The sequence below is a fragment of the Streptomyces sp. NPDC053750 genome, assembly GCF_044544295.1.
Classification (GTDB): domain Bacteria; phylum Actinomycetota; class Actinomycetes; order Streptomycetales; family Streptomycetaceae; genus Streptomyces.
On record NZ_JBITXB010000001.1, the window covers coordinates 942,073 to 966,938 of the forward strand.

Below are 24,866 nucleotides of genomic sequence, written 5' to 3' on the forward strand. Positions count from 1 at the left end.
ACTTACACAGCGTGCCCCGGACGGAACGGGGTGGCGACCCGGCCCGGAACGCGACGGTGCCCCCGCCCGGGAAGCTCCGGGCGGGGGCACCGTACAGGCCCACGGACAGGGAATTACAGGCCGAGCTCGACCTCGAACTCGCCCGCCTCCAGGATCGCCTTGACCGCCGTCAGGTAACGGGCGGCGTCGGCGCCGTCCACCAGGCGGTGGTCGTAGGACAGGGTCAGGTACGTCATGTCGCGGACGCCGATGACCGTGCCCTCCTCCGTCTCGATGACGGCCGGACGCTTGACCGTGGCACCGATGCCGAGGATCGCGACCTGGCCCGGCGGCACGATGATCGTGTCGAACAGCGCGCCGCGCGAACCGGTGTTGCTGATGGTGAAGGTCGCGCCGGACAGCTCGTCCGGGGTGATCTTGCTGGCCCGGACCTTGCCCGCCAGGTCGGCGGTCGCCTTGGCGATGCCGGCCAGGTTGAGGTCACCGGCGTTCTTGATGACCGGGGTCATCAGGCCCTTCTCGGAGTCCACCGCGATACCGATGTTCTCGGTGTCGAAGTAGGTGATGGTCCCCTCGGCCTCGTTGATCTTGGCGTTGATCGGCGCGTGCGCCTTCAGCGCCTGGGCCGCGGCCTTGACGAAGAACGGCATCGGCGAGAGCTTGACGCCCTCGCGCGCCGCGAACGCGTCCTTGGCGCGGGCGCGCAGCTTCATCAGACGGGTGACGTCGACCTCGACGACCGAGGACAGCTGCGCCTGCTCGTGCAGCGCCTTGACCATGTTGTCGCCGATGACCTTGCGGATGCGCGGCATCTTGACGGTCTGGCCGCGCAGCGGGGAGGCCTCCAGGGTGGGGGCCTTCTTCGCGGCGGGGGCGGCGGCAGCGGCGGCCGGAGCCGGAGCGGCGGCCTTCGCGGCCTCGGCGGCGGCGATGACGTCCTGCTTGCGGATGCGACCGCCGACGCCGGTGCCCTTGACGGTGGACAGGTCGACGCCGTTCTCGGCGGCGAGCTTGCGCACCAGCGGGGTGACGTAGGCACCGTCGTCCACCGGCTGGGCGGCGGCCGGGGCAGCCGGAGCGGCGGCCGGGGCCGGCGCGGGAGCGGGCGCCGGGGCGGGAGCGGCGGGCGCCTGCGGGGCCGGAGCCGCGGGGGCGGCCGGAGCCGGAGCCGGGGCGGCCTGCGCGGGAGCCGGAGCCGGAGCCGGAGCCGGAGTGGGCTCGGGCTGGGCCGGGGCGGCGGGAGCGGCCGGGGCGGCCGCCGGAGCGGCACCGGCCGCGCCGATGACGGCCAGCTTGGCGCCGACCTCGGCCGTCTCGTCCTCGCCGACCACGATCTCCAGCAGGGTGCCGGAGGCGGGCGCCGGGATCTCGGTGTCGACCTTGTCGGTCGAGACCTCGAGCAGCGGCTCGTCGGCCTCGACGCTGTCGCCGACCGACTTCAGCCAGCGGGTGACGGTGCCCTCGGTGACGGACTCGCCGAGCGCGGGCAGGACCACGTCCGTGCCCTCGGCACCGCCGGCCGCGGCCTCGGCGGTGGGAGCGGGCGCCGGGGCGGCCTGCTCGGTGGACGGGGCGGCCGGCGCCGGCTCGGGAGCCGGCTCGGCGACCTGCTGGGCGGCCGGAGCGGCCTCGGCCGCCGGGGCCCCGGTGCCGTCGTCGATCAGCGCCAGCTCGGCGCCGACCTCGACGGTCTCGTCCTCGGCGACCTTGATGGAGGACAGCACGCCGGAGGCGGGGGCCGGGATCTCGGTGTCGACCTTGTCGGTCGAGACCTCGAGCAACGGCTCGTCGGCCTCGACGCGCTCACCCTCGGCCTTGAGCCAACGGGTGACGGTGCCCTCGGTGACGCTCTCGCCGAGCGCCGGAAGGGTTACGGAAACCGCCATGGTTTCGGTTGCTCCTTACGAAATTGCGGAAGTCTGTGTCGTCGCGCCCAGTGACCGAGGGTGGTCAGTCGTGGGAGTGCAGGGGCTTGCCGGCCAGCGCCAGGTGCGCCTCGCCCATCGCCTCGTTCTGCGTCGGGTGGGCGTGGACGAGCTGGGCCACCTCGGCCGGCAGCGCTTCCCAGTTGTAGATCAGCTGGGCCTCGCCGACCTGCTCGCCCATGCGGTCGCCGACCATGTGGACGCCGACCACGGCACCGTCCTTGACCTGGACGAGCTTGATCTCGCCGGTGGTCTTCAGGATCTTGCTCTTGCCGTTGCCCGCCAGGTTGTACTTCAGGGCGACGACCTTGTCCGCGCCGTAGATCTCCTTGGCCTTGGCCTCGGTGATGCCGACGGAGGCGACCTCCGGGTGGCAGTACGTCACCCGCGGCACGCCGTCGTAGTCGACCGGGACGGTCTTCAGACCGGCGAGCCGCTCCGCCACGAGCATGCCCTCGGCGAAGCCGACGTGCGCGAGCTGGAGGGTCGGGACGAGGTCACCGACGGCGGAGACGGTCGGGACGTTGGTCCGCATGTACTCGTCGACGAGCACGTAGCCGCGGTCCATGGCGACCCCGGCCTCCTCGTAGCCCAGGCCCTGCGAGACCGGGCCGCGGCCGATGGCGACGAGCAGGACCTCGGCCTCGAACTCCTTGCCGTCGGCGAGGGTGACCTTGACGCCGTCCTGGGTGTACTCGGCCTTCTGGAAGAAGGTGCCCAGGTTGAACTTGATGCCCCGCTTGCGGAAGGCGCGCTCCAGCAGCTTGGAGCTGTTCTCGTCCTCGACCGGCACGAGGTGCTTGAGGCCCTCGATGATCGTGACGTCGGTGCCGAAGGACTTCCACGCGGAGGCGAACTCGACGCCGATGACGCCGCCGCCCAGGACGATCGCGGACTTCGGCACGCGGTCGAGCTTGAGGGCGTGGTCGGAGGAGATGATCCGGTCGCCGTCGATGGTCAGGCCCGGCAGCGACTTCGGCACGGAGCCGGTCGCCAGCAGGACGTGGCGGCCCTGGATCCGCTGGCCGTTGACGTCCACCGAGGTCGGGGAGGACAGCCGGCCCTCACCCTCGATGTACGTCACCTTGCGCGAGGCGATCAGACCCTGCAGGCCCTTGTACAGGCCCGCGATCACGTCGTCCTTGTACTTGTGGACGGCCGCCATGTCGATGCCCTCGAAGGTGGCCTTCACGCCGAACTGCTCGCTCTCGCGGGCCTGGTCGGCGATCTCACCCGCGTGCAGCAGGGCCTTGGTGGGGATGCATCCGTTGTGCAGGCAGGTACCGCCGACCTTGCCCTTCTCGATCAGGGCGACGTCCAGGCCCAGCTGCGCCCCGCGCAGCGCCGCGGCGTAACCACCGCTGCCACCGCCGAGGATCACTAGGTCGAAAACGGTGCTGGCGTCGTTCGCCACGTCACGTCCTCCATGCATGTGCGCCACGCCGGTCTCCAGTGACCGGTCGGCGGCTGGTGTCCGGCCGCTCTTTGTTCTCGGCCCTTAGGTGGGGGCCCTGTCCTGCCGAGCCCCATCTTCGCACTTATAGGGGGTCGACGAGACGTGGGGCCGGTGTGTGAGACGCCCCACGTTCACTCGACGAGGGACGGTGGGACAACGCCGCCAGGGGTGCGGGGCTGTTTCGATCTGCGGCTCCGCCGCGTGGGCGCGACAAGCCACAACGGACCCGCACCCGCCGAAATCACCCGCACCCCCGAGTTCTCAGGCGAACGTCACCCGAGATCGCCGAGGGCAACCCGCTCGGCAACCCGCACCAGCGTCCGCACAGCCGTCCCGGTCCCACCCTTCGGCGTGTACCCGAACGGCCCGCCCTCGTTGTAGGCCGGACCCGCGATGTCCAGGTGGGCCCAGGCGATGCCCTCGCCGACGAACTCGCGCAGGAACAGACCGGCCACCAGCCCGCCGCCCATCCGCTCACCCATGTTCGCGATGTCCGCGGTCGCCGAGTCCATGCCCTTGCGCAGGTGCTCCGGCAGTGGCATCGGCCACGCCGGCTCGCCGACCTCCTCGGCCGCCTCGTACACCGCGGAGCGGAACGCGTCGTCGTTCGCCATGACGCCGTACGTCCGGCTGCCCAGCGCCAGCATCATCGCGCCGGTCAGGGTCGCCACGTCGATGATCGCGTCCGGCTTCTCCTGCGAGGCCGCCCACAGCGCGTCGGCGAGCACCAGCCGGCCCTCGGCGTCGGTGTTGAGGACCTCCACCGTCTTGCCGCTGTACATGCGCAGCACGTCACCCGGGCGGGTGGCGGAACCCGACGGCATGTTCTCGGCCAGCGCCAGCCAGCCGGTCACGTTGACCTCGAGGCCGAGCCGCGCGGCGGCGACGACCGCGGCGAACACGGCGGCGGCGCCGGCCATGTCGCACTTCATCGTCTCGTTGTGCCCGGCCGGCTTCAGGGAGATGCCGCCCGAGTCGTAGGTGATGCCCTTGCCGACGAAGGCGAGCGACTTCGTCGCCTTGGGCGAGGTGTACGACAGCTTCACCAGGCGCGGGCCCGACGCGGACCCGGCGCCGACGCCCAGGATGCCGCCGTAGCCGCCCTTGGTGAGCGCCTTCTCGTCGAGCACCTGCACCTTGATGCCGTGCTCCTTGGCGGCGGCCTGTGCCACGGCCGCGAACGCCTCGGGGTTGAGGTCGTTCGGCGGGGTGTTGACCAGGTCGCGGGCGCGGTTGAGCTCCTCGGCGACGGCCGCGGCACGCTCGATCGCCGCCTTGTACGCCTTGTCGCGGGGCTTGCCGCCGAGCAGCGCGGCCTCGGCGAGCGGGGCCTTGCCGTTCTTGGCCTTGCGGTCCTTGCCGTTCTCCTTGTAGGCGTCGAAGGAGTACGCGCCGAGCAGCACGCCCTCGCCGACGACACCGGCGTCGGCGGCGTCCTCGAGCGGCAGGGCGAAGGCGGCCTTCTTCGAGCCGCTCAGGGCGCGGGCGGCGACACCGGCGGCCCTGCGCAGCGCCTCGGCGTCGAAACCGGAGTCCTTCTCGGGCTCGGAGCCCAGGCCCACCGCCACCACGACGGGTGCCTTGAAGCCGGACGGCGCGGGCAGCTTCGTCACCTCGCCCTCGGCGCCGGAGGCACCGAGGGTCTCCAGGACGCCGGCGAGCCGGCCGTCGTACGCCTTGTCCACGGCCTCGGCGCCCGGTGCGACGACCGGGCCGCGGTCGCCCTTGGCGACACCGATCACGATCGCGTCGGCCCGCAGGCCGGCCGCCGCGGCGGTGGAGAGAGTGAGAGCAGTCACGGTGGTGAAATCTCGCTTCCGTATGAAGTCTGGTGTGGTCGAATGCGGGTGGGTCGACCGGGCCCGACAACCGACCCTAGATCCCTCCTGCGGTGCGGTGCCCACCTGGGCAGGCGAGCACCCGGCACGAGCCTACGCTCGCCCCCGCGTTCGCTCTCTCCCGCCCGGCCGCGGTTTCCCGCGCGGCATCCCGGATGGGAGATCATCCCTGGGTACGCCCCCACGCCACCCCCACGTATCGGAGCCCGCTCGTGAGACGCCCGGTCCTGTCGACAGCCCTTCTCCTGCTGGTGCTCGCGGGCTGCACGTCGCCTTCCGCGGACCGGCCGGAGTCCTCCGGTCACTGGCAGCCCCGGCCCGGCACGGCCTGGCAGTGGCAGCTCAGCGGCAAGCTGGACACCTCCGTGGACGTGCCGGTCTACGACATCGACGGCTTCGACCACACCGAGGCCACGGTGGCCGGCCTGCACGAGGACGGCCGCAAGGTCATCTGCTACCTGTCCACCGGCGCCTGGGAGGACTTCCGCCCCGACGCGGAGAAGTTCCCGAAGTCGGTGCTGGGCAAGGGCAACGGCTGGGAGGGCGAACGCTGGCTGGACATCCGCGCGACGGACGTCCTGGAGCCGCTGATGGCCGCGCGCATCGACATGTGCCGCGACAAGGGCTTCGACGCCGTCGAGCCCGACAACATGGACGGCTACAAGAACGAGACCGGCTTCCCGCTCACCGCCGACGACCAGCTCCGCTACAACCGGCTGATAGCGGAGCTCGCCCACGACCGGGGCATGGCCGTCGGCCTCAAGAACGACCTGGACCAGATACCGGAGTTGGTGGACGACTTCGACTTCGCCGTCAACGAGCAGTGCGCCCAGTTCGGCGAGTGCGCCGACAACAAGCCGTTCACCGACGCCGACAAGGCCGTCTTCCACGTCGAGTACGAGCTGCCGACCGAGCGCTTCTGCGCCGAGTCCCGTGAGCTGCGGCTGAGTTCGATGCTGAAGAAGTACGAACTGGGGGTCTGGCGGGAGGCCTGCTGAGCCGCCCCGCGGCCGAGCCGGTCCTCGGCCCGGCTCAGCCCAGGACCAGTACGACCAGCGCGGTCGTGGCCGCCGTCTCCGCCACCCCGCCGAAGACGTCACCGGTGACCCCGCCGAAGCGACGCACGCAGCGCCGCAGCAGCAGTTCGGCGACGGCGAGCGCGCCCAGCACGGCGAGCGCCGCACGGACCGCTTCGTACGGTCCGAAGAACGCGCCCGCCGCCGCGCCGGCCACCGTGACGGCGGCGGCCGCTCCTGCCGCTCCGCCCGCCGGCACCACCCCGGCGACCGCCGCGCCCAGCCCCTCCGGGCGCGCGGCCGGCACCCCCGCCCGGGCGGCCAGCGTCAGCGCCAGCCGGGCGGCGGTCGCCGAGACCACGGCGGCGAGCGCGCCCCGCGCCCAGGAGCCGTCGTAGGCCTGTGCCAGCGCGGCCACTTGGGCCAGCAGTACGAACACGAGGCTGAGCACGCCGAACGGTCCGATGTCCGACTGCTTCATGATCCGCAGCGCGTCCTCGGCGGGCTTCCCGCTGCCGAGCCCGTCCGCGGTGTCGGCCAGCCCGTCCAGATGCAGCCCCCGGGTGAGTACGGCGGGTACGGCGGCGGTGGCGACCGCGGCGAGCAGGCTCCCGGCGCCCAGGAACAGCAGCAGAAGCCCGACGGCGGCGGCGACGACACCGAGCGCCGGGCCGACCAGCGGCGCGCACAGCATGCCGGCGCGCGCGGCCTCCCTGTCCCAGCGGGTCACCCTGACGGGGAGCACGGTGAGGGTGCCGAACGCGAAACGGAGGCCGTCGGGGGAGAGGGTCCTGAGCACCGGCGCAGACTACCCGGCGGTCACCGGGGCGCCGCGTCGCGCACGGATGCTGCACCGGGCGGGCCGCCGTAATGTGCGGATATGGGCGATTGGTGGCAGCGCAACATCATGGAACCGGGCAAGCTGCCGCTGCTTCTCGCCCTCGCGGCCTTCGTGCTCACGTTCGTGATCACCCGGGTCGTCACCCGGCTCATCCGCGCGGGCCGGGGCCCGTTCGGCAACGTCGAGGCGGGCGGGGTGCACATCCACCACGTCGTGCCCGGGGTCGTCCTCACCGTCGTCGGCGGCTTCGGCGCGGTCGCGGGGGGCCGGCACGGTTTCGGCTCCGCCCTCGCCGCGGTGGTCTTCGGCATCGGGGCGGGCCTCGTCCTGGACGAGTTCGCGCTGATCCTCCACCTCGACGACGTCTACTGGACCGCGGAGGGCCGCAAGAGCGTGGAGGTCGTGGTGGTGACGGCGGCCCTGGTCGGCCTGCTCCTCGCCGGGTTCACGCCGTTCGGCGTCGACGGCGTCTCCGAGGACGAGTTGCAGGGCCGCGCCAACGTCATCGCGACCGTCGCGGGCAACTTCTGCTTCGCCCTCCTCGCCCTGGCCAAGGGGAAGACCCGCCTCGCGGTCTTCGGGGTGATCGTGCCCCTCCTCGCCCTGGTCGGCGCGATCCGCCTGGCCCGGCCCGGCTCTCCCTGGGCCCGCCGCTTCTACACCCGCCGCCCGCGCGCCCGCGCGAAGTCCCGCCTGCGCGCCTACCACCACGACCGCCGCTGGTCCGGCCCCCGCCGCACAGTCCAGGACTGGATCGGCGGCCGCCCGAACCCCTAGCCGCGCCCAGCCTGCGGGCAGTCGCACCGCCCAGCCTGCGGGCAGTCGCACCGCCCAGCCTGCGGGCAGTCGTGCCGCTGGGGCGGCACGGGTGGGCGCAGGCGGCACCCCGTAGCGCCGGGCAGCGCACCCACCCCCGGCCCGCACTCACGCCGGGTGCCAGATCAACCCTCGGCTCCCTCGCCCTCGCCCCCGTCGGAGACCTCCGGCAACTCCGCCGCCAACGCCGCCGCAGCCTGCACCAGCGGCAACGCCAGCAGACCCCCCGCCCCCTCACCCACCGTCACACCGTGGGACAGCAGCGGCTCCAGGGCCATCCGGTCCAGCGCCTTCGCCTGCCCCGGCTCCCCGCTGTCGTGCGCCGCCAGCCACCAGTCCGGCGCCCGGAACGCGACCCGCTGCCCGACCAGCGCACACGCCGCCGTCACGACCCCGTCCAGGATCACCGGCATCTTCCGCACCGCGCTCTGCAGCAGAAAGCCCGTCATCGCGGCGAGGTCGGCGCCGCCCACCGTCGCGAGCAGCTGCAACTGGTCCCCGAGCACCGGCCGGGCCCGCCGCAGCGCGTCACGGATCGCCGCGCACTTGCGCATCCAGGCCAGGTCGTCGATCGCCAGCCCGCCCCGCCCCGTGACGACCGACGCGTCCGTCCCGCACAGCGCCGCGACCAGCACGCCCGCCGCCGTCGTCCCGCCCACGCTCACATCGCCGAGCACCACCAGATCCGTACCGGAGTCGGCCTCCTCGTCGGCCACCGCCATCCCGGCCCGGAAGGCGGCCTCCGCCTCCTCGAGGGTCAGCGCGTCCTCGACGTCGATGCGCCCGCCGCCGCGCCGCACCCGGTGCCCCGCGACCTCGGCCGGCAGCGACTCGGGGTCGCAGTCCAGCGCCATGTCGACGACCCGTACCGGTACGCCGAGGCGCCGGGCCAGCACCGACACCGGCCGGCCGCCCTCCAGCACCTCGCGCACCAGCTCACCGGCACCGCCCGCGGGCCGTGCCGAGACGCCCAGCTCGGACACCTTGTGGTCGCCGGCGAAGAGCACCACCCGGGGCCGTTCCACCGGCCGCACCGGTACGGCGGACTGCGCCGCGGCCAGCCACTCGCCCAGTTCGTCCAGGCGGCCCAGCGATCCGGGCGGGACGACCTGACGCTCCCGGCGTGCCTCGGCGTCGCGGCGCACCCCGCCGTCGGGGCGCTCGATCAGATCGGTGAAGTCGTCGAGATTCAGCGAGCTCATTCGCCGAACAGTACCGGCCTCGGTCGAACACCACGGCGGGCCCGTCCGCACCGCGCCACGGCGGCGTCGTTGCGCCACGGAACGCGTTCCTCTACGTAACGTTTTGCGCGGATTGTCACCCGCCCCGCCCGTCGTCCTCGTACGTCCCTCTCGCGTCGGGAGCCGCCCATGTCCGCGCCCTCCGCCCCTTCGGTGCCGCCCATGCCGCGGTACGGACCCCACCGCGAGGACTGCCCCTGGTGCGGCTCCCGCCGGCTGCGGGCCCGCCCCCCGCGCCGAGCCGTACCCGGCCGGTCCGTCCTCGCCCGGTGCCGGGAGTGCCGGCACACCTTCCGCAACCCCTCGCTCACCCCGGCGACGGAGGACGCCCCGGCCCGCACCGGTGCCCGCCTGCGCCACCGCCTGGCCGCCCGCGCGATGCTCGGCCGCTGTCCCGAGCCCGAGAGCTGGCTGGACGTGGGCACCGGCGACGCCGACTTCCCCCTCGCCGCCCGCGCCTACTTCCCGTACACCTCGTTCGACGGCCTGGACCCCACCCACCGCGTCCTGCGGGCCCGCGCGGTCGAGCGGGTCGAGGAGGCGTTCGTGGGACGGCTGACGGACCCGCACATCGCCGCCCGGCTGCGGGCCCGCTACGACGTGGTGAGCCTCTTCCAGCAACTGGAACGCGTCCCCAACCCCCGCGCCGAACTGCGCGCCGCCCTCCAGGTGCTGCGCCCCGGCGGCCATCTGCTCGTCGACGTGGCCGACCCGCGCCGCCTGTGCGTCCTCCCGCCCGGCGCCTCGCACCCGGTGGGGCTCCGTGCCGAACTCGCGGCCCAGGGCTGCACGGTCCTCACCGGCACGCGGGCCCACCGGATCATCGCGCGCAAGGACGCGTCAGCCCCGTAGCACCAGCGCCTGCCCCGCCACCACCAGCAGCACCTGCTCGCACTCCTGGGCGAACGCCGCGTTCAGCCGACCGAGTTCGTCCCGGTAGCGGCGGCCCGACGCCGTGGCCGGGACGATGCCCGACCCCACCTCGTTCGACACGGCGACGACCGTGCGCCGGGTGGCGCGCACCGCCTCCGTCAGCTCGCGCACCCGGTCCCTGAGGGCCCGTTCCCCGCCGTCGGCCCACTCCGCGTCGTCCCACGCCCCGACGGCGTCCATCGCGTCCGTCAGCCACAGCGACAGGCAGTCCACGAGCAGCGGCGGTCCGTCGTCCTTCAGCAGCGGCACCAGGTCGCACGTCTCCACGGTGCGCCAGGAACCCGGCCGCCGCTCGCGGTGCGCACAGACCCGGGCCGCCCACTCGGTGTCCCCGTTGCGGGACCCGCCGGTGGCCACGTAGAGCACGTCGGGGAACGCCTCCAGCCGCCGCTCGGCCTCCACCGACTTGCCCGACCGGGCCCCGCCCAGCACCAGCGTCCGCCGCGGCACGTCGGGCACGTCCTCGTACGAGCCCACCACCAGCGTCGCCCCGTCCGGCACCGCCCGCGCCCCGGCCGCCGCGAGCCGGCGCCCCAACTCCCGCCCCGGCGGCACGTCGTGACCCAGATGGACGGCGACGACGTCCGTCGTCGGGCCCGCCGCGCCCACCGCCCGCAGCTTCGCCAGCGCGTCCGGCCGCCCCACGACGTCGGCGAGCACCAGGTCGTACGGCTCCGCGGGCTCCTCCAGCCCGGCCGGCGCCCCACCCGGCGGCAGATACAGCAGCCGCTGCCCGTCCGGCCCCGTCACGGCGTACCCGGTGCCCGGCGCGTCCATCGCCACCGCCCGCACCCGGTGCCCGGTCAGCAGCGCCAGCTCCCGCCCGTCCGGCACCCGCCCCGGCTGCGGCAGCCCGGCCGGCACCTCCACGGCGGGACCGTCGTGCGGGTGGGACAGCAGCACCTGCCGTACGCCGGCCAGCGAGCGCCCGGCCCGGGCGGCGGCGAACGCGGCACCGGGCGTCAGGTCGAGCAGCAGCGCCCCGTCCACCAGCAGCGCGGTCGCCGCGCGCGCGTGCTCGCCCTGCGCCGCGGCACAGGCCGCGCAGGGACAGTCGGGGCGGGGGAGTCCCGCGGGGGCACCGGTGCCGAGCAGAGTCACGTCCACGCCCCGATTTTCCCCGGTCCCCCGCCGACCTGCGCGCCCGAGGCCCCCTGAGGGGCGGGTCATGACGTACGGGACGGCACGGTCTCGCCCCGCACTTGTCCCGCCCGCCTCCCGCGGCCTTCTACGGCGTACTCCGCTCAGCGCATAGGCTGCGACCGGGAGCCGGACCGGGATCCGGCCTCCGCTCTGCTCGTGCTCACAGCTTGGAGGCGTACATGGCGGCATGGACGTGGCGGTTCGAGACGGCCGGCGGGACGGAGGTCCAGCCCGCGGTGCAGCCCGAGGAGTTCACCACGCAAGGGGACGCCGAGTCCTGGATCGGGGAGCACTGGAAGGACCTCAAGGAGGGCGGCACCGACCAGGTGCGGCTGTTCGAGGACTCCACCGAGATCTACGGCCCGATGAGCCTGCACGCCGAGGAGGCGGAGGCCTGACCGGTGGGCGGGGGCGGACCCGGCAGGCATGACCTGCCCGGACCCGCCCCCGGCCCCGGGCACTGTGTTCCCGTCACTGCTCGCCCAGCGTCACCTCGGCGGTGTGTTCGTCGCCGTCCCGGGTGTACGTCAGCTTCGTCCGGTCGCCCGGCTTCATCGACGCCAGCGCCTCGGCGAGCGAGGTGATCGTGGTGACGTCCGTGTCGCCCAGCCGGACGATCACGTCCCCGGGCCGCACCCCGGCCCGGTCGGCGGCCCCGCCGTTGCTGACCTCGACCACCGCCACGCCCGCGGGCCGGAAGGAGTCGTCGACCACCGTACGGCCCGTGATGCCGAGCGCCGCCCGGCCCGAGTCGGTGACCCGGCCGTGCTCGATGATCTGGTCGGCGACCGTCTTCACCATCGACGCCGGGATCGCGAACCCGATGCCGGGAGCCGCGCTGTCACCCAGGCCCGGGTCGATCGCGGCCAGCGTCGGGATGCCGACGACCCGGCCGTCGAGGTTGACCAGGGCGCCACCGCTGTTGCCGGGGTTGATGGCCGCGGACGTCTGCACCATGTTGCCGATGGTCGCGCCCGTGCCGCCCCCGCTGCTGCCCTCGGTGACCGTCCGCCCGGTCGCCGACACGATGCCCTGCGTCACGCTGGACGACAGCCCGAGCGGCGAGCCCATCGCCAGCACGATCTGCCCCACCTCGACCTTCGAGGAGTCCCCGAAGCCGGCCGGCCGCACCCCCTCCGGCACCTGGTCCAGCTTGATGACGGCCAGGTCCTGCTCGGGATAGGACGAGACGAGCTTCGCGGCCAGGGATTCCTCGCTGTGGGCGGTCGTCACCCGGAAGTCCTCCCGGTCCCCGACGACATGCGCGTTGGTGACGACGTGCCCCCGGTCGTCGTAGACCACCCCGGAGCCCAGGTCGTTCCCGGCCTGGATCTGTACGACGGACGGCAGTACGTCCTTGATCACCCGCAGGTAGTCGTCCTGGAGGTCGTTGGCCGCGCTCGGCGCCGCGGCCTGTGCCGTGCCCTCCTCCTCGCCCCGGGATCCCGCCCCGGAATCCGATCCGAAGCAGCCGGCGACGAACAGCAGGGAGCCCACCAGCAGCGCGGCGACGGGAACACCGAGCCGGAACGCACGGATACGGGAAACGTCCATGCCCCGAGTCTCACCGCGCCCGGCGAACCCGGCGCCCGGTACTCATCCGAATGGGCGCCCCGAGGGGGGCGACGGACTCAGCCCCGCACCCCGCACAGATGCAGCAGCGCCGCGACCCCCCGGTACGGATCCGTCCGGCCCGCCCGCTCCTCGGCGGCCAGCAGGGTCTCCACGTCGTCCGGGACCGCGGCGCCGTCGGCCGCGGTGTCCGTGAAGACCCGTACGCCGTACCAGGTGTGCAGCGGGGCGCCGATGCCCGCCAGCTTCGCCGTCAGCGTCGCCAGCCGGTCCGCGCGGACGTCGAGGCCCAGACGATTGCGGTAGACGGTCGAGTCGAAGGCGGCCAGCGCGCCCGCCCACTCGCCGTACAGGCCGGGTCGCATGGCGAGCGCGTCGCCATTGCGCACCAGGAGCGACAGCAGCCCGCCCGGGGCGAGCATCCGGGCCAGCCCCGCGAGCAGCGGGTCGGGCTCCTCGATGTACATGAGCACGCCGTGGCACAGCACCACGTCGAAGCTGCCCGGCAGGAAGTGCACGCCGGTGTCCCGGCCGTCCCCCTCGATGATCCGCATCCGCTCCCGGATGCCCTCCGGCTGGCCGGCCAGGGCCTTGCGCGCGCACGCGATCATCGTGGCGTCCTGCTCCAGGCCGGTCACCTGGTGCCCGGCCCGTGCCAGCCGCAGCGCCTGGGTGCCCTGGCCCATCCCGACATCGAGCACCCGCAGGCGCTTGCCGACCGGGAAGCGCCCGGCTATCTGCTCGTCGAGCTGCCGGGCCACCAGTTCCTGCCGTACGACGTCACGCAGACCGCCGAGCCCGCCCAGCCAGGCATCGGCCGCGCCGCCGGTGAACGGCGTCGTGCTCAGGGCCGCTCCCCGCGCTTGACCTGCGGCTTGGGCAGCCGGAGCCGGCGCATCTGGAGGGAGCGCATCAGCGCGTAGGCGACCGCGCCGCGCCGGCGGTCGTCGGGGAAGCGCTCGGCGAGGCGCTTCTTCAGCCGGAAGCCGGTGACGATCGAGTCGAGCACGATCAGCACGATCACGACCAGCCACAGCAGCAGCGCGACGTTCTGCAGCGAGGCCACCCGGATCATGCTCAGCACGAGGATGACCACGGCCATCGGCAGGAAGTACTCCGCGATGTTGAACCGCGAGTCGATGAAGTCGCGCGCGAACTTGCGGACCGGGCCCTTGTCACGGGCCGGCAGGTACCGCTCGTCGCCGTTCGCCAGCGCCTCGCGCTGCCGCTGCATCGCGGTCCGGCGCTCGTCGCGCTGCCGCTTGGCGGCCTCCTTGCGCGTCATCGGCGTGTTGGCGACGCTGCGGCGCTGGGACTGGGCCGCACTGCGCTTGGGCGTGGGCCTGCCCTTCGGGGCCTGCGGGTCGCGGGGCTGCTTGGAGTCGGTCACCGGCGCGCTGACGGCGCTCTGGGCCTTCTCTTCCTTGGCACGGCTACGGAACACAAAACCCAAGGGTACGGGGTGCGGGGGTGTGGACCCCAGCCCGGTGGGGAACGATCCGGCAACGCCGGTCGTCTGTAGGGGGACAGAGGGGACGTTGCGTACACCCTGGGGGACCGGGTCATTCCGGACAACCCCGGGGAGCACCTACTCCCTACGCCGGACCGGGAGCGTACGCAGTCGTCCTTGGGGATGAGCGCATCCGTCCCCGAACAGTGCGGTAATGGATGCAGGGCCCGTACTGTGGGTTCTGTCGCAGGTGCTGGAGCTGGAGTCGGTCAGAAGGGGGCGCGCGAAGCCCATGAGCGGTGTCATGAAGCGTATGGGGATGATCTTCCGCGCAAAGGCCAACAAGGCCCTTGACCGGGCCGAGGACCCGCGCGAGACCCTCGATTACTCGTACCAGAAACAGCTGGAGCTGCTGCAGAAGGTGCGCCGCGGCGTCGCCGACGTGGCGACCAGCCGCAAGCGCCTGGAGCTCCAGCTCAACCAGCTCCAGTCCCAGTCGTCCAAGCTGGAGGACCAGGGGCGCAAGGCCCTCGCGCTGGGCCGTGAGGACCTGGCCCGCGAGGCGCTCTCCCGCCGCGCCGCCCTCCAGCAGCAGGTCACCGACCTGGAGACGCAGCACGCCACGCTCCAGGGCGAGGAGGAGAAGCTCACCCTCGCGGCCCAGCGCCTCCAGGCCAAGGTGGACGCCTTCCGCACGAAGAAGGAGACCATCAAGGCCACCTACACGGCGGCCCAGGCCCAGACCCGCATCGGTGAGGCGTTCTCCGGCATCTCCGAGGAGATGGGCGACGTCGGCCTCGCGATCCAGCGGGCCGAGGACAAGACCGCCCAGCTCCAGGCCCGCGCGGGCGCCATCGACGAACTGCTCGCCTCCGGCGCCCTCGACGACCAGTCCGGCATGCACAAGGACGACATCCAGGCCGAGCTGGACCGGCTCTCAGGTGGTACGGATGTAGAGCTGGAACTGCAGCGCATGAAGGCCGAGCTGGCCGGCGGCAGCACCTCCGACCGCCAGGCCATCGAGGGCGGCGAGGGCCGGCCGCAGTCCCAGCAGCAGCCGCAGGACACCCCGCGCTTCGACAAGCAGTAGCCCACGCCTAGGAGGGCGACATGATCGTACGGATCATGGGGGAGGGACAGCTGACGCTGGCCGACGACCGGCTGGCCGAGCTGAACAAGCTGGACGACGAGCTCCAGGCCGAGATGGAGAACGGCGACGGCCCCGGCTTCCGCGCGACCCTCCAGGCCCTCCTGGCCAAGGTCCGCGAACTGGGCGAGCCCCTCCCCGACGACTCCCTGGAGCCGTCCGACCTCATCCTCCCGTCCCCGGACGCCACCTTGCAGGACGTCCAGGAACTGCTGAGCGACGACGGTCTGATTCCAGGGGGTGCCTGACGGACGCCGGTCAGGCACTCCAGCCCGTCCGGCGGAGGACGAGGCCGTTCAGGCCGACAGCGGGGGTCTGGGGGCGCAGCCCCCAGGTCAACGGCCACTGCACGCCGGGTGCGATACGGACGGACGCCCACTCCAGCTACCGTAAAACTCCGTGAGCACACTCGCCCGCGCCCGCTGCAGACTGGGCGCCCACCCCTCCGCACTGGACGCGGCCCTCGCCGCGGCGGTCCTGGTGTGCATGATCGCCGGTTCGTTCGTGGACCCGCACGGCCCCGAGGGCGTCAGCTGGGGTCTGCGCACGCCCGACGCCCTCAGCCTGCTCCTGATGACGGTCGGCGCCGCCGCGCTCGTGTTCCGCCGCCGCGCCCCGCTGACGGTCCTCGCGGTCACCGGCGGCGTCTCCGTCGTGGAGAGCGTCACCGGCGACCCCCGCGCCCCCGTGGTCATGTCCGCCGTCGTCGCCCTCTACACCGTGGCCGCCTCCACCGACCGTCCCACCACCTTGCGGGTCGGCCTGCTCACCATGACCGTGCTCACCGGCGCCGCCATGCTGGCCGGACCCCTGCCCTGGTACGCGCAGGAGAACCTCGCCGTCTTCGCCTGGACCGGCATCGGCGCGAGCGCCGGGGACGCGGTCCGCAGCCGGCGCGCCTTCGTCCAGGCCATCCGCGACCGGGCCGAGAAGGCCGAGCGCACCAGGGAGGAGGAGGCCCGCCGGCGGGTCGCCGAGGAGCGGCTGCGCATCGCCCGCGACCTGCACGACGTCGTCGCCCACCACATCGCCCTGGTCAACGTCCAGGCCGGCGTCGCCGCCCACGTCATGGACAAACGGCCCGACCAGGCCAAGGAGGCCCTCTCCCACGTACGGGCGGCCAGCCGCTCGGCACTCAACGAACTACGTGCCACGGTCGGCCTGCTCCGCCAGTCCGGCGAGCCCGAGGCGCCGACCGAACCGGCCCCCGGGCTGGACCGCCTCGACGAACTCGTCGGCACCTTCCACCACGCCGGGCTCCACGTCGAGGTGGCCCGCGCCGACCAGGGCACCGAACTGCCCGCCGCCGTCGACCTGGCCGCGTACCGCATCATCCAGGAGGCCCTGACCAATGTGCAGAAGCACGCGGGGCTGAGGGCGAAGGCGGAGGTCAGCGTGGTGCGCGTGGGGCCCGACATCGAGGTGACCGTGCTCGACGACGGCGGCGGCGAGGGCGACGTCCCCGCCGAGGCCCCGGCCGACGGCGGCGGGCACGGGCTGCTCGGCATGCGCGAGCGCGTCACCGCCGTGGGCGGCGCCCTCACCACCGGTCCCCGCTACGGGGGCGGCTTCCGGGTCCATGCGATCCTTCCGGCTAGGAACCGCACCAATGCCGCGGAGGACCCCGTATGACGATCCGTGTCCTGCTCGCCGACGATCAGGCTCTGCTGCGCAGCGCCTTCCGGGTGCTGGTCGACTCCGAGCCCGACATGGAGGTGGTGGGGGAGGCGTCCGACGGCGCGGAGGCGGCCCGGCTGGCCGCCGAACAGCGGGCCGACGTGGTGCTGATGGACATCCGGATGCCGGGCACGGACGGCCTCGCCGCGACCCGCATGATCAGCGCCGACCCGTCCCTCGCCCATGTCCGCGTGGTCATACTGACCACCTTCGAGGTCGACGACTACGTGGTGCAGTCGCTGCGGGCGGGTGCCTCCGGCTTCCTCGGCAAGGGCTCCGAACCCGAGGAACTGCTCAGCGCGATCCGTGTCGCGGCCGGCGGTGAGGCGCTGCTGTCCCCGGCCGCCACCAAGGGGCTGATCGCCCGCTTCCTCGCCCAGCAGGGCACGGCGGACGAGGCCGAACGCGATCCCGCCCGCGCCGAGCGGCTGGAGTCGCTGACCGTGCGGGAGCGCGAGGTCCTGGTCCAGGTCGCCGGGGGCCACTCCAACGACGAGATCGCCGAGCGGCTGGAGGTCAGCCCGCTCACCGTGAAGACGCACGTCAACCGGGCCATGGCCAAGCTGGGCGCCCGCGACCGGGCCCAGCTGGTCGTCATCGCGTACGAATCCGGGCTGGTACGTCCAAGGGTGGAGTGACCCCGGCCCGGGCGTACTGCGGCGGGAGTATGCGCCGCATAAGGAAATGGACCTGGGGCCTAGGGAACCGGGGTCGCCCATGGCTCAGGGTGTTGGGGTGGGCGCTCACGTGTGGCGTCCGCGTGTGCCCGTGCATGCCCCGCGCATGCCCGTCCATGCCCTGTGCATGCCCCGTCCCCTGCTCGGCCACGGAAGAGAGACCCTGATCCATGTCCTGGCTGTCGAGATTCAGCCTCGCGCAACGGGCCCTGATAGGCCTGATGTCGATCGTCGCGCTCGTCTTCGGCGCGATCGCCATCCCCCAGCTCAAGCAGCAGCTGCTGCCCACCATCGAACTGCCCATGGTGTCCGTGCTGGCGCCGTACCAGGGCGCCTCGCCGGACGTGGTCGAGAAGCAGGTCGTCGAACCGATCGAGGACAGCCTCGAGGCCGTCGACGGGATCTCGGGCATCACCTCGACGGCCTCCGAGGGCAACGCCGTCATCATGGCGTCCTTCGACTACGGCAACGGCACCCAGCAACTCGTCGCCGACGTCCAGCAGGCCGTCAACCGGGCCCGTGCCCAGCTCCCGGACGACGTGGACCCGCAGGTCATCTCCGGGTCGACGGACGACATCCCCACCGTCGTCCTCGCCGTCACCTCCGACAAGGACCAGCAGGCGCTGGCCGACCAGCTCGACAAGACGGTCGTCTCCGAGCTGAAGGACATCGACGGCGTCGCCCAGGTCGTGATCGACGGCGTCCGCGACGTCCAGGTCACCGTCACGCCCGACCCGGCGAAGCTCGCCGCGGCCGGTGTGAGCCCGCAGGTCCTCGCCCAGTCCCTGCAGGCGGGCGGCGCGACCGTCCCGGCCGGTTCCTTCGACGAGGCGGGCGCCAACCGCACCGTCCAGGTCGGCGGCGGCTTCACCTCGCTGCAGCAGATCCAGGACCTCATGGTCACCGGCGAGGGCGTCGACAAGCCCGTCCGCCTCGGCGACGTCGCCGTCGTCAAGGAGGAGGAGGCCAAGGCCGACTCCCTCACCCGTACCGACGGCAAGCCGTCCCTCGCCGTCGCCGTGACGATGGACCACGACGGCAGCGCGGTCGCCATCTCGAACGCCGTCGAGGACAAGCTCCCCGACCTGCGCGAGCAGCTCGGCTCCGGCGCGACGCTCACCGTCGTCAGCGATCAGGGCCCCGCGGTCTCCAAGGCCATCGAGGGCCTGACCACCGAGGGCGCGCTCGGTCTGCTCTTCGCCGTCGTGATCATCCTGGTCTTCCTGGCGTCCATCCGCTCCACCCTGGTCACCGCGGTCTCCATCCCGCTGTCGGTGGTGCTGGCGCTGATCGTGCTGTGGACGCGCGACCTGTCGCTGAACATGCTGACGCTGGGCGCGCTGACCATCGCCATCGGCCGCGTCGTCGACGACTCGATCGTGGTCCTGGAGAACATCAAGCGGCACCTCGGCTACGGCGAGGAGCGCCAGGAGGCCATCCTCAAGGCCGTCCGCGAGGTCGCCGGAGCGGTCACCTCCTCCACGCTCACCACGGTCGCCGTGTTCCTGCCGATCGGCCTGGTCGGCGGTATGGTCGGCGAGCTGTTCGGCTCCTTCAGCCTGACCGTGACCGCGGCGCTGCTGGCGTCCCTGCTGGTGTCGCTGACGGTCGTCCCGGTGCTGTCGTACTGGTTCCTGCGCCCGCCGAAGGGCACCCCCGAGGACGCGGACGAGGCCAGGCGCCTCGCCGAGGAGAAGGAGGCCAGGAGCCGCCTCCAGCGCTTCTACGTCCCCGTCCTGCGCTTCGCCACCCGCCGCCGCCTCACCAGCGTGGCCATCGCGGTCGTCGTGCTGATCGGCACCTTCGGCATGGCGCCGCTGCTGAAGACCAACTTCTTCGACCAGGGCGACCAGAAGGTCCTCAGCGTCAAGCAGGAGCTGAAGCCCGGCACCAGCCTCGGTGCGACCGACGCCCAGGCCAAGAAGGTCGAGAAGCTGCTCGGCGACACCGAGGGCATCAAGGACTACCAGGTCACCATCGGCTCGTCCGGCTTCATGGCCGCCTTCGGCGGCGGCACGGACACCAACCAGGCCTCGTACCAGATCATGCTGGAGGACTCGGCGAACGCCGAGGACGTCCAGGACCACATCGAGGACGGGCTCGCGAAGCTCGACGGCATCGGCACCACCACGGTCGCCGCCGGTGACGGCTTCGGCAGCCAGGACCTGAGCGTCGTCGTCAAGGCGGCCGACGCGCAGGTGCTCCGCGACGCCTCCGAGCAGGTCCGCAAGACCGTCGCCGGGCTCGACGACGTCACCGACGTCACCAGCGACCTGGCGCAGAGCGTGCCGCGCATCTCGGTCAAGGCCAACGCGAAGGCCGCCGAGGCCGGCTTCACCGACCAGACGCTCGGCGCGGCCGTCGCCCAGGCGGTGCGCGGCACCCCGGCCGCCAAGGCGATCCTGGACGACACCGAGCGCGACGTCGTCATCAGGTCGGCCCAGCCGGCGCGGACGATGGCCGAGCTCAAGGCCCTGAACCTGGGCCCGGCCAAGCTCGGTGACATCGCCACGGTGCAGCTGGTGGACGGCCCGGTCTCGATGACCCGCATCGACGGTCAGCGCGCGGCGACCATCACCGCCAAGCCGACCGGCGACAACACCGGAGCGGTCGGCGCCGACCTCCAGTCGAAGATCAACGGACTGGACCTGCCGGCCGGCGCCACGGCCGAGATCGGCGGCGTCACCGCCGACCAGGACGAGGCGTTCGTCAACCTGGGCCTGGCCATGCTCGCGGCGGTCGCGATCGTGTTCATGCTGCTGGTCGGCACCTTCCGGTCGCTGGCCCAGCCGCTGATCCTGCTGGTGTCCATCCCGTTCGCGGCGACCGGCGCGATCGGCCTGCTGATCGCCACGGGCACCCCGATGGGTGTCCCGGCGATGATCGGCATGCTGATGCTGATCGGCATCGTGGTCACCAACGCGATCGTGCTGATCGACCTGATCAACCAGTACCGCAAGCAGGGCTACGGCGTCGTGGAGGCCGTGATCGAGGGCGGGCGCCACCGACTGCGCCCCATCCTGATGACGGCCCTGGCGACGATCTTCGCCCTGCTCCCGATGGCGCTGGGCGTCACCGGCGAGGGCGGCTTCATCGCCCAGCCGCTGGCGGTGGTGGTGATCGGCGGTCTGATCACCTCGACCCTGCTGACCCTGCTGCTGGTCCCGACGCTCTACGCGATGCTGGAGCTGCGCAAGGAGCGGCGCGCGAAGAAGCGGGCGGCGAAGAAGGGCGGCGACGTACCGCCGCAGGCGGCGGCGTCGGACGAGCCGGAGCCGGCGAAGGTCTGAGACCGCGGGAAAGGCGCAGGTCCCGCCCGACACCGAAGGTGGTCGGGCGGGACCTGCGCCTTTTGAACGTCCCGCACGGGTGGGTGGGGAAGTACCCGTTACGGCAGGGCGAGCATCCGCTCCAGCGCCAGCTTCGCGAACGCCTCCGTCTCCTTGTCGACCTCGATCCGGTTGACCAGGGTGCCCTCGGCGAGGGACTCCAGGGTCCAGACCAGGTGCGGCAGGTCGATCCGGTTCATGGTCGAGCAGAAGCAGACCGTCTTGTCGAGGAAGACGATCTCCTTGTCCTCGGCAGCGAAACGGTTCGCCAGCCGCCGGACCAGGTTCAGCTCGGTCCCGATGGCCCACTTGGAACCGGCCGGGGCCGCCTCCAGGGCCTTGATGATGTACTCGGTCGAGCCGACGTAGTCCGCCGCCGCGACGACCTCGTGCTTGCACTCGGGGTGCACCAGGACGTTCACGCCCGGTATGCGCTCACGCACGTCGTTGACCGAGTCGAGGCTGAAGCGGCCGTGCACCGAGCAGTGACCCCGCCACAGGATCATCTTCGCGGCGCGCAGCTCCTCGGCGGTCAGCCCGCCGTTCGGCTTGTGCGGGTTGTAGAGGACGCAGTCCTCCAGCGTCATCCCCATGTCCCGCACCGCGGTGTTGCGGCCCAGGTGCTGGTCGGGCAGGAACAGCACCTTCTCGCCCTGCTCGAAGGCCCAGTCCAGGGCGCGCTTGGCGTTGGACGAGGTGCAGATGGTGCCGCCGTGCTTGCCGGTGAACGCCTTGATGTCCGCGGAGGAGTTCATGTACGAGACGGGCACGACCTGCTCGGCGATGCCGGCCTCGGTCAGCACGTCCCAGCACTCGGCGACCTGCTCGGCCGTCGCCATGTCCGCCATGGAGCACCCGGCCGCCAGGTCGGGCAGGACCACCTTCTGCTCGTCGGAGGTCAGGATGTCGGCCGACTCCGCCATGAAGTGCACACCGCAGAAGACGATGTACTCGGCCTCCGGGCGCGCGGCCGCGTCCCGGGCCAGCTTGAAGGAGTCGCCCGTGACGTCGGCGAACTGGATGACCTCGTCGCGCTGGTAGTGGTGACCGAGCACGAAGACCTTGTCCCCGAGCTTCTCCTTGGCCGCGCGGGCGCGTGCGACCAGGTCCGGGTCGGAGGGCGAGGGGAGGTCGCCGGGGCACTCCACGCCGCGCTCGCTCCGCGGGTCGGCCTCACGGCCGAGCAGCAGCAGGGCGAGGGGCGTCGGCTGTACGTCGAGCTCCTGGGTTTGGGCGGTGGTCACGACACGCACCCTTTCTACTTTTCGTCGAACTGACGCTATATATCATAACTGGTTCACGTCAGTTTGACGATGCCCATAGTGTCGGTGTGACGTGAATCCCGATGCCGGAGCCGCCGTCCCACCGCCGCTGTCCACAGTCGCTGTTCGCTCCCCGGGGCGTGTGCGAGCATGAAGGGAAGGCCGAGGGACAGGACACGGGTCCGTCCCGGAATGAATCCGCGGCCCCGTCGGTTGGAACCGTCGGCAAGCAGTCTCCGTACAACCCGGGAGAGATGTAGATGTCCGTATCGGACGAGACCACCACCGTCACCGACGGCATCATCCTGACCGACGCCGCCGCGGCCAAGGTCAAGGCCCTGCTCGACCAGGAAGGCCGTGACGACCTGTCGCTGCGCGTCGCCGTCCAGCCCGGCGGCTGCTCCGGCCTGCGCTACCAGCTCTTCTTCGACGAGCGCTCGCTCGACGGCGACGTCGTGAAGGACTTCGACGGCGTCAAGGTCACCACCGACCGCATGAGCGCCCCCTACCTGGGCGGCGCCACCATCGACTTCGTGGACACGATCGAGAAGCAGGGCTTCACGATCGACAACCCGAACGCGACGGGCTCCTGCGCCTGCGGCGACTCCTTCAGCTGAGCCGCGCGGCACCGGCGTACGAAAAGGGCGGCGGCCCGGGACATTCCCGGGCCGCCGCCCTTTCCCGCGCCTCGGGCGTCACCGACCCCCGGACGGCACCGGCAGCCGCGCACCCGGCTTGTGCACCGGGATCTCCTTGCCGTCCGAGCCCACGACCGCCCGGTCGCCGAGCGGCGCGTCCAGCCGCACCGTCCGCTCGTACTCCTTGGCGATCAGGATGCAGACCTTGCCGGGCTCCGAGGTCTCGGTCACCGCGACGGTCACCTTCTCCCCGCTCTCCGTCGCCGTCGCGTCGTACTCGGAGCACACCCCGCCCGTGAAGTGCACGGTCAGCTCGTTGCCCTCGGCCGTGTAGCCGCTCACCCGGACGTCCCGCTGGTCCGGCGCCGAGGTCGGCTCGTCGGACGGGGACGGGGAGGCGGAGGGCGCGGGGGTCAGGTACTTCGGCTCGACCGCCGGATACGTGATCGTGACGGCGTCCTCCGCGCCCGGCTCCCGCACCTCGAACAGCCAGGACGGCACCAGCGTCTGCCGCCCCTGCACGGGGTGGGCGGCCAGCCCGAACACCGCGTCCTCCACCGTGACCGTCTGCTTCTCGGGCGTGCCCGTCGGCAGCTCGCAGGGCGTGTCCGCGCCGTTCCGGTGCGGCACCGGGCTCGCACAGCCCCCGATCCCGGCGCCGGCGCCGCCGCCCGGCGCGTTCAGCAGCGCCAGCGTCTCCTTCGCGTCCAGGACGGGGTACGTGTCCCCCTTGACCGGCGCCTTCACCTGACCGCTGCCGCCGACCACCTCGCCCTGCGCGCCGACGACCACCCCGGTCGTCCAGCCGTACGTGGGCAGCCCGCCGACCTCGGGCTCGGCGTTGACGGCCCGCCGGGCGCCCATGACCTGGCTCGCGTCGAGCTTGGCGTCGTCCTGCCCCACCGCCTTCAGCACCGGCGCCGCCGCCTTCTTCGCGGCGGCCTCGCTCACCGGGGTCCCGTCCGCGGACGGCGCCCGGCACACCGCGCCCTTCTTGCAGTTGTCGGTGCCGGGCGTGGAGCGGTGGAACGTCCAGGTGCCCGGCGCCTGCCGGTTCACGGTGAGCAGCGGGCCGGATCCGTCCTTGGCGTTGCCGGCCTTCCAGCTGTCCCCCTGCGCCACCGGCGCCCCCTCCACACCGAGGGCCTTCGCGAGCCGGGCCACCTCGTCCTCGGTGACCTCGCCCCCGGCCCGGTACACCGGCGCCGATCCCGGGCCTTCGGGGAGCGAGCCTTCGGCCCGGTACGTTACGCCGTACGGGTTGGGTTCGCCGGGCGCGATGCCGTTGGTGCCGCCCTGAGAAGGCGCCCCGTAGCCGTCGAGGGGGAGCGGCGGGGGAGTGTCGTCGCCCGACGCCCCGGACGCCGTGCCACCGTCCGAGCCGCCGTCGGAGGCGGACGCGGCGAGATACGCCCCGCCGGTCCCGACCAGCAGCACGGCGGCGGCGACGGAGGCGACGACGACCGCGGGAGGACGCCGCCGTGCGGGACGCCCGGTGCCGGCCTCGTCGGCGGGGGCGTCGTCGTGGTCCGGTCGCTCGGTGTTCACCGCATCGCTCCTTCGGCTGTTACTGGGGACAGCGATGGGACGCGGTGGGAAAGGATCCGGTTCCCGGCGACCGCACAGGTCGCCCGGACGGCCCTCAGTCGCCGTAGTCCGACATCGCGTCCAGCAACCGGGCCGACGTCTTCGGCACCCGTACGCCATGGATGAGCGTCAGCGGGACGGGACGGGTCAGCACACGCGCCGGAGCCACCCAGCGCGGGACCATCCGGGCGCAGTCACCGCGCAGGGACGCCAGGTCGCCGTCCAGATCGGCCGGGGCGGGGTCGACGGTCCTCGGGTTCGTCATAACAGAACCGTAGGCACGTCCCGGAGCGCGAAGAAAGTTGTACTACCGGGTAG

General features: G+C 72.6%; 22 protein-coding genes. 10 read left to right on the plus strand and 12 right to left on the minus strand.

From position 1 onward, the window contains the following. Positions 1–113 precede the first annotated feature (113 nt). The 3 genes from sucB to ACIGO6_RS04185 form a co-directional block, all read right to left on the minus strand. Positions 114–1,886 (minus strand): 2-oxoglutarate dehydrogenase, E2 component, dihydrolipoamide succinyltransferase, encoded by a 1,773-nt coding sequence (gene sucB, locus ACIGO6_RS04175; protein ID WP_399870976.1) that lies wholly within the window; start codon positions 1,884–1,886, stop codon positions 114–116. Between the two features lie 64 nt (positions 1,887–1,950). After that, the gene (gene lpdA, locus ACIGO6_RS04180) at positions 1,951–3,339 is read right to left on the minus strand and encodes a dihydrolipoyl dehydrogenase (protein WP_399870978.1); all 1,389 of its coding nucleotides are present in this window, start codon (positions 3,337–3,339) and stop codon (positions 1,951–1,953) included. Positions 3,340–3,653: 314 nt separating this feature from the next. Further along, the gene (locus ACIGO6_RS04185) at positions 3,654–5,180 is read right to left on the minus strand and encodes a leucyl aminopeptidase (RefSeq protein ID WP_399870981.1); all 1,527 of its coding nucleotides are present in this window, start codon (positions 5,178–5,180) and stop codon (positions 3,654–3,656) included. A 251-nt stretch (positions 5,181–5,431) separates the two neighbouring features. Here ACIGO6_RS04185 and ACIGO6_RS04190 point away from each other — a divergent pair, with 251 nt between their 5' ends. Continuing rightward, positions 5,432–6,217 (plus strand): endo alpha-1,4 polygalactosaminidase, encoded by a 786-nt coding sequence (locus tag ACIGO6_RS04190; RefSeq protein ID WP_399870984.1) that lies wholly within the window; start codon positions 5,432–5,434, stop codon positions 6,215–6,217. A 34-nt stretch (positions 6,218–6,251) separates the two neighbouring features. Here ACIGO6_RS04190 and ACIGO6_RS04195 read toward each other — a convergent pair whose 3' ends face one another. Continuing rightward, a complete protein-coding gene (locus ACIGO6_RS04195; RefSeq protein WP_399870986.1) occupies positions 6,252–7,034 on the minus strand; it encodes an adenosylcobinamide-GDP ribazoletransferase in 783 nt (260 codons plus the stop codon). Between the two features lie 81 nt (positions 7,035–7,115). On the opposite strand from ACIGO6_RS04195, the gene ACIGO6_RS04200 reads away from it, so the two are divergent. Continuing rightward, positions 7,116–7,853 (plus strand): hypothetical protein, encoded by a 738-nt coding sequence (locus ACIGO6_RS04200; protein WP_399870989.1) that lies wholly within the window; start codon positions 7,116–7,118, stop codon positions 7,851–7,853. 164 nt (positions 7,854–8,017) lie between these two features. Here ACIGO6_RS04200 and cobT read toward each other — a convergent pair whose 3' ends face one another. After that, on the minus strand, positions 8,018–9,094 hold the full coding sequence (gene cobT, locus ACIGO6_RS04205) for a nicotinate-nucleotide--dimethylbenzimidazole phosphoribosyltransferase (protein ID WP_399870991.1): 1,077 nt from the start codon (positions 9,092–9,094) through the stop codon (positions 8,018–8,020). A gap of 168 nt (positions 9,095–9,262) precedes the next feature. Here cobT and ACIGO6_RS04210 point away from each other — a divergent pair, with 168 nt between their 5' ends. Continuing rightward, positions 9,263–9,985 carry a class I SAM-dependent methyltransferase gene (locus ACIGO6_RS04210; protein ID WP_399870994.1) on the plus strand — a complete coding sequence of 241 codons (723 nt, stop codon included), beginning with the start codon at positions 9,263–9,265 and terminating at the stop codon, positions 9,983–9,985. Here the strand turns inward: ACIGO6_RS04210 and ACIGO6_RS04215 are convergent. Next, on the minus strand, positions 9,974–11,173 hold the full coding sequence (locus ACIGO6_RS04215) for a bifunctional adenosylcobinamide kinase/adenosylcobinamide-phosphate guanylyltransferase (protein WP_399870997.1): 1,200 nt from the start codon (positions 11,171–11,173) through the stop codon (positions 9,974–9,976). The two genes, ACIGO6_RS04210 and ACIGO6_RS04215, sit on opposite strands and share 12 nt — an antisense overlap. A gap of 215 nt (positions 11,174–11,388) precedes the next feature. Here ACIGO6_RS04215 and ACIGO6_RS04220 point away from each other — a divergent pair, with 215 nt between their 5' ends. Then, the gene (locus ACIGO6_RS04220; RefSeq protein WP_399871000.1) at positions 11,389–11,607 is read left to right on the plus strand and encodes a hypothetical protein; all 219 of its coding nucleotides are present in this window, start codon (positions 11,389–11,391) and stop codon (positions 11,605–11,607) included. Positions 11,608–11,680: 73 nt separating this feature from the next. Here the strand turns inward: ACIGO6_RS04220 and ACIGO6_RS04225 are convergent, their stop codons facing one another. The 3 genes from ACIGO6_RS04225 to ACIGO6_RS04235 all read right to left on the minus strand — a co-directional run bounded on the left by ACIGO6_RS04225 (position 11,681) and on the right by ACIGO6_RS04235 (position 14,264). Further along, positions 11,681–12,763: a S1C family serine protease gene (locus ACIGO6_RS04225; RefSeq protein ID WP_399871003.1), complete on the minus strand. Its 1,083-nt coding sequence runs from the start codon at positions 12,761–12,763 to the stop codon at positions 11,681–11,683. 77 nt (positions 12,764–12,840) lie between these two features. Next, entirely contained in the window at positions 12,841–13,542 is a 702-nt protein-coding gene (locus ACIGO6_RS04230) for a class I SAM-dependent methyltransferase (protein ID WP_399871005.1), read from the minus strand. Between the two features lie 83 nt (positions 13,543–13,625). Then, positions 13,626–14,264, minus strand: a complete 639-nt coding sequence (locus ACIGO6_RS04235; RefSeq protein WP_399871599.1) for a DUF3043 domain-containing protein — start codon at positions 14,262–14,264, stop codon at positions 13,626–13,628. A 271-nt stretch (positions 14,265–14,535) separates the two neighbouring features. Between ACIGO6_RS04235 and ACIGO6_RS04240 the strand changes: the two genes are divergently transcribed. The 5 genes from ACIGO6_RS04240 (at position 14,536) to ACIGO6_RS04260 (ending at position 21,022) form a co-directional block, all read left to right on the plus strand. After that, positions 14,536–15,321, plus strand: coding sequence for a PspA/IM30 family protein (locus tag ACIGO6_RS04240; RefSeq protein WP_399871008.1), 786 nt, complete (start codon positions 14,536–14,538; stop codon positions 15,319–15,321). A gap of 20 nt (positions 15,322–15,341) precedes the next feature. After that, on the plus strand, positions 15,342–15,626 hold the full coding sequence (locus ACIGO6_RS04245; protein WP_399871010.1) for a hypothetical protein: 285 nt from the start codon (positions 15,342–15,344) through the stop codon (positions 15,624–15,626). A 151-nt stretch (positions 15,627–15,777) separates the two neighbouring features. Then, on the plus strand, positions 15,778–17,010 hold the full coding sequence (locus ACIGO6_RS04250; RefSeq protein ID WP_399871011.1) for a sensor histidine kinase: 1,233 nt from the start codon (positions 15,778–15,780) through the stop codon (positions 17,008–17,010). Then, entirely contained in the window at positions 17,007–17,693 is a 687-nt protein-coding gene (locus ACIGO6_RS04255; RefSeq protein WP_399871013.1) for a response regulator, read from the plus strand. The genes ACIGO6_RS04250 and ACIGO6_RS04255 overlap by 4 nt, the downstream gene beginning before the upstream one ends. A gap of 209 nt (positions 17,694–17,902) precedes the next feature. Further along, complete coding sequence (locus tag ACIGO6_RS04260; protein WP_399871015.1) at positions 17,903–21,022, plus strand: efflux RND transporter permease subunit; 3,120 nt, start codon at positions 17,903–17,905, stop codon at positions 21,020–21,022. Positions 21,023–21,120: 98 nt separating this feature from the next. Here ACIGO6_RS04260 and nadA read toward each other — a convergent pair whose 3' ends face one another. Further along, positions 21,121–22,305 (minus strand): quinolinate synthase NadA, encoded by a 1,185-nt coding sequence (nadA, locus tag ACIGO6_RS04265; protein ID WP_399871018.1) that lies wholly within the window; start codon positions 22,303–22,305, stop codon positions 21,121–21,123. Between the two features lie 278 nt (positions 22,306–22,583). On the opposite strand from nadA, the gene ACIGO6_RS04270 reads away from it, so the two are divergent. Further along, positions 22,584–22,940: an iron-sulfur cluster assembly accessory protein gene (locus tag ACIGO6_RS04270; protein ID WP_055512670.1), complete on the plus strand. Its 357-nt coding sequence runs from the start codon at positions 22,584–22,586 to the stop codon at positions 22,938–22,940. 78 nt (positions 22,941–23,018) lie between these two features. Here the strand turns inward: ACIGO6_RS04270 and ACIGO6_RS04275 are convergent, their stop codons facing one another. Together ACIGO6_RS04275 and ACIGO6_RS04280 are read right to left on the minus strand one after the other, a co-directional pair. After that, positions 23,019–24,509: a hypothetical protein gene (locus ACIGO6_RS04275; protein ID WP_399871021.1), complete on the minus strand. Its 1,491-nt coding sequence runs from the start codon at positions 24,507–24,509 to the stop codon at positions 23,019–23,021. A gap of 94 nt (positions 24,510–24,603) precedes the next feature. Further along, a complete protein-coding gene (locus ACIGO6_RS04280) occupies positions 24,604–24,813 on the minus strand; it encodes a hypothetical protein (RefSeq protein ID WP_399871024.1) in 210 nt (69 codons plus the stop codon). Positions 24,814–24,866 lie beyond the last annotated feature (53 nt).

Excerpts from the sequence above, each read along its gene's own strand:
- sucB (WP_399870976.1), bottom strand. The coding sequence starts at position 1,886 with ATGGCGGTTTCCGTAACCCTTCCGGCGCTCGGCGAGAGCGTCACCGAG.
- ACIGO6_RS04200 (WP_399870989.1), top strand. The coding sequence starts at position 7,116 with ATGGGCGATTGGTGGCAGCGCAACATCATGGAACCGGGCAAGCTGCCG.
- cobT (WP_399870991.1), bottom strand. The coding sequence starts at position 9,094 with ATGAGCTCGCTGAATCTCGACGACTTCACCGATCTGATCGAGCGCCCC.
- ACIGO6_RS04210 (WP_399870994.1), top strand. The coding sequence starts at position 9,263 with ATGTCCGCGCCCTCCGCCCCTTCGGTGCCGCCCATGCCGCGGTACGGA.
- ACIGO6_RS04220 (WP_399871000.1), top strand. The coding sequence starts at position 11,389 with ATGGCGGCATGGACGTGGCGGTTCGAGACGGCCGGCGGGACGGAGGTC.
- ACIGO6_RS04225 (WP_399871003.1), bottom strand. The coding sequence starts at position 12,763 with ATGGACGTTTCCCGTATCCGTGCGTTCCGGCTCGGTGTTCCCGTCGCC.
- ACIGO6_RS04240 (WP_399871008.1), top strand. The coding sequence starts at position 14,536 with ATGAAGCGTATGGGGATGATCTTCCGCGCAAAGGCCAACAAGGCCCTT.
- ACIGO6_RS04245 (WP_399871010.1), top strand. The coding sequence starts at position 15,342 with ATGATCGTACGGATCATGGGGGAGGGACAGCTGACGCTGGCCGACGAC.
- ACIGO6_RS04255 (WP_399871013.1), top strand. The coding sequence starts at position 17,007 with ATGACGATCCGTGTCCTGCTCGCCGACGATCAGGCTCTGCTGCGCAGC.
- ACIGO6_RS04260 (WP_399871015.1), top strand. The coding sequence starts at position 17,903 with ATGTCCTGGCTGTCGAGATTCAGCCTCGCGCAACGGGCCCTGATAGGC.
- ACIGO6_RS04270 (WP_055512670.1), top strand. The coding sequence starts at position 22,584 with ATGTCCGTATCGGACGAGACCACCACCGTCACCGACGGCATCATCCTG.
- ACIGO6_RS04280 (WP_399871024.1), bottom strand. The coding sequence starts at position 24,813 with ATGACGAACCCGAGGACCGTCGACCCCGCCCCGGCCGATCTGGACGGC.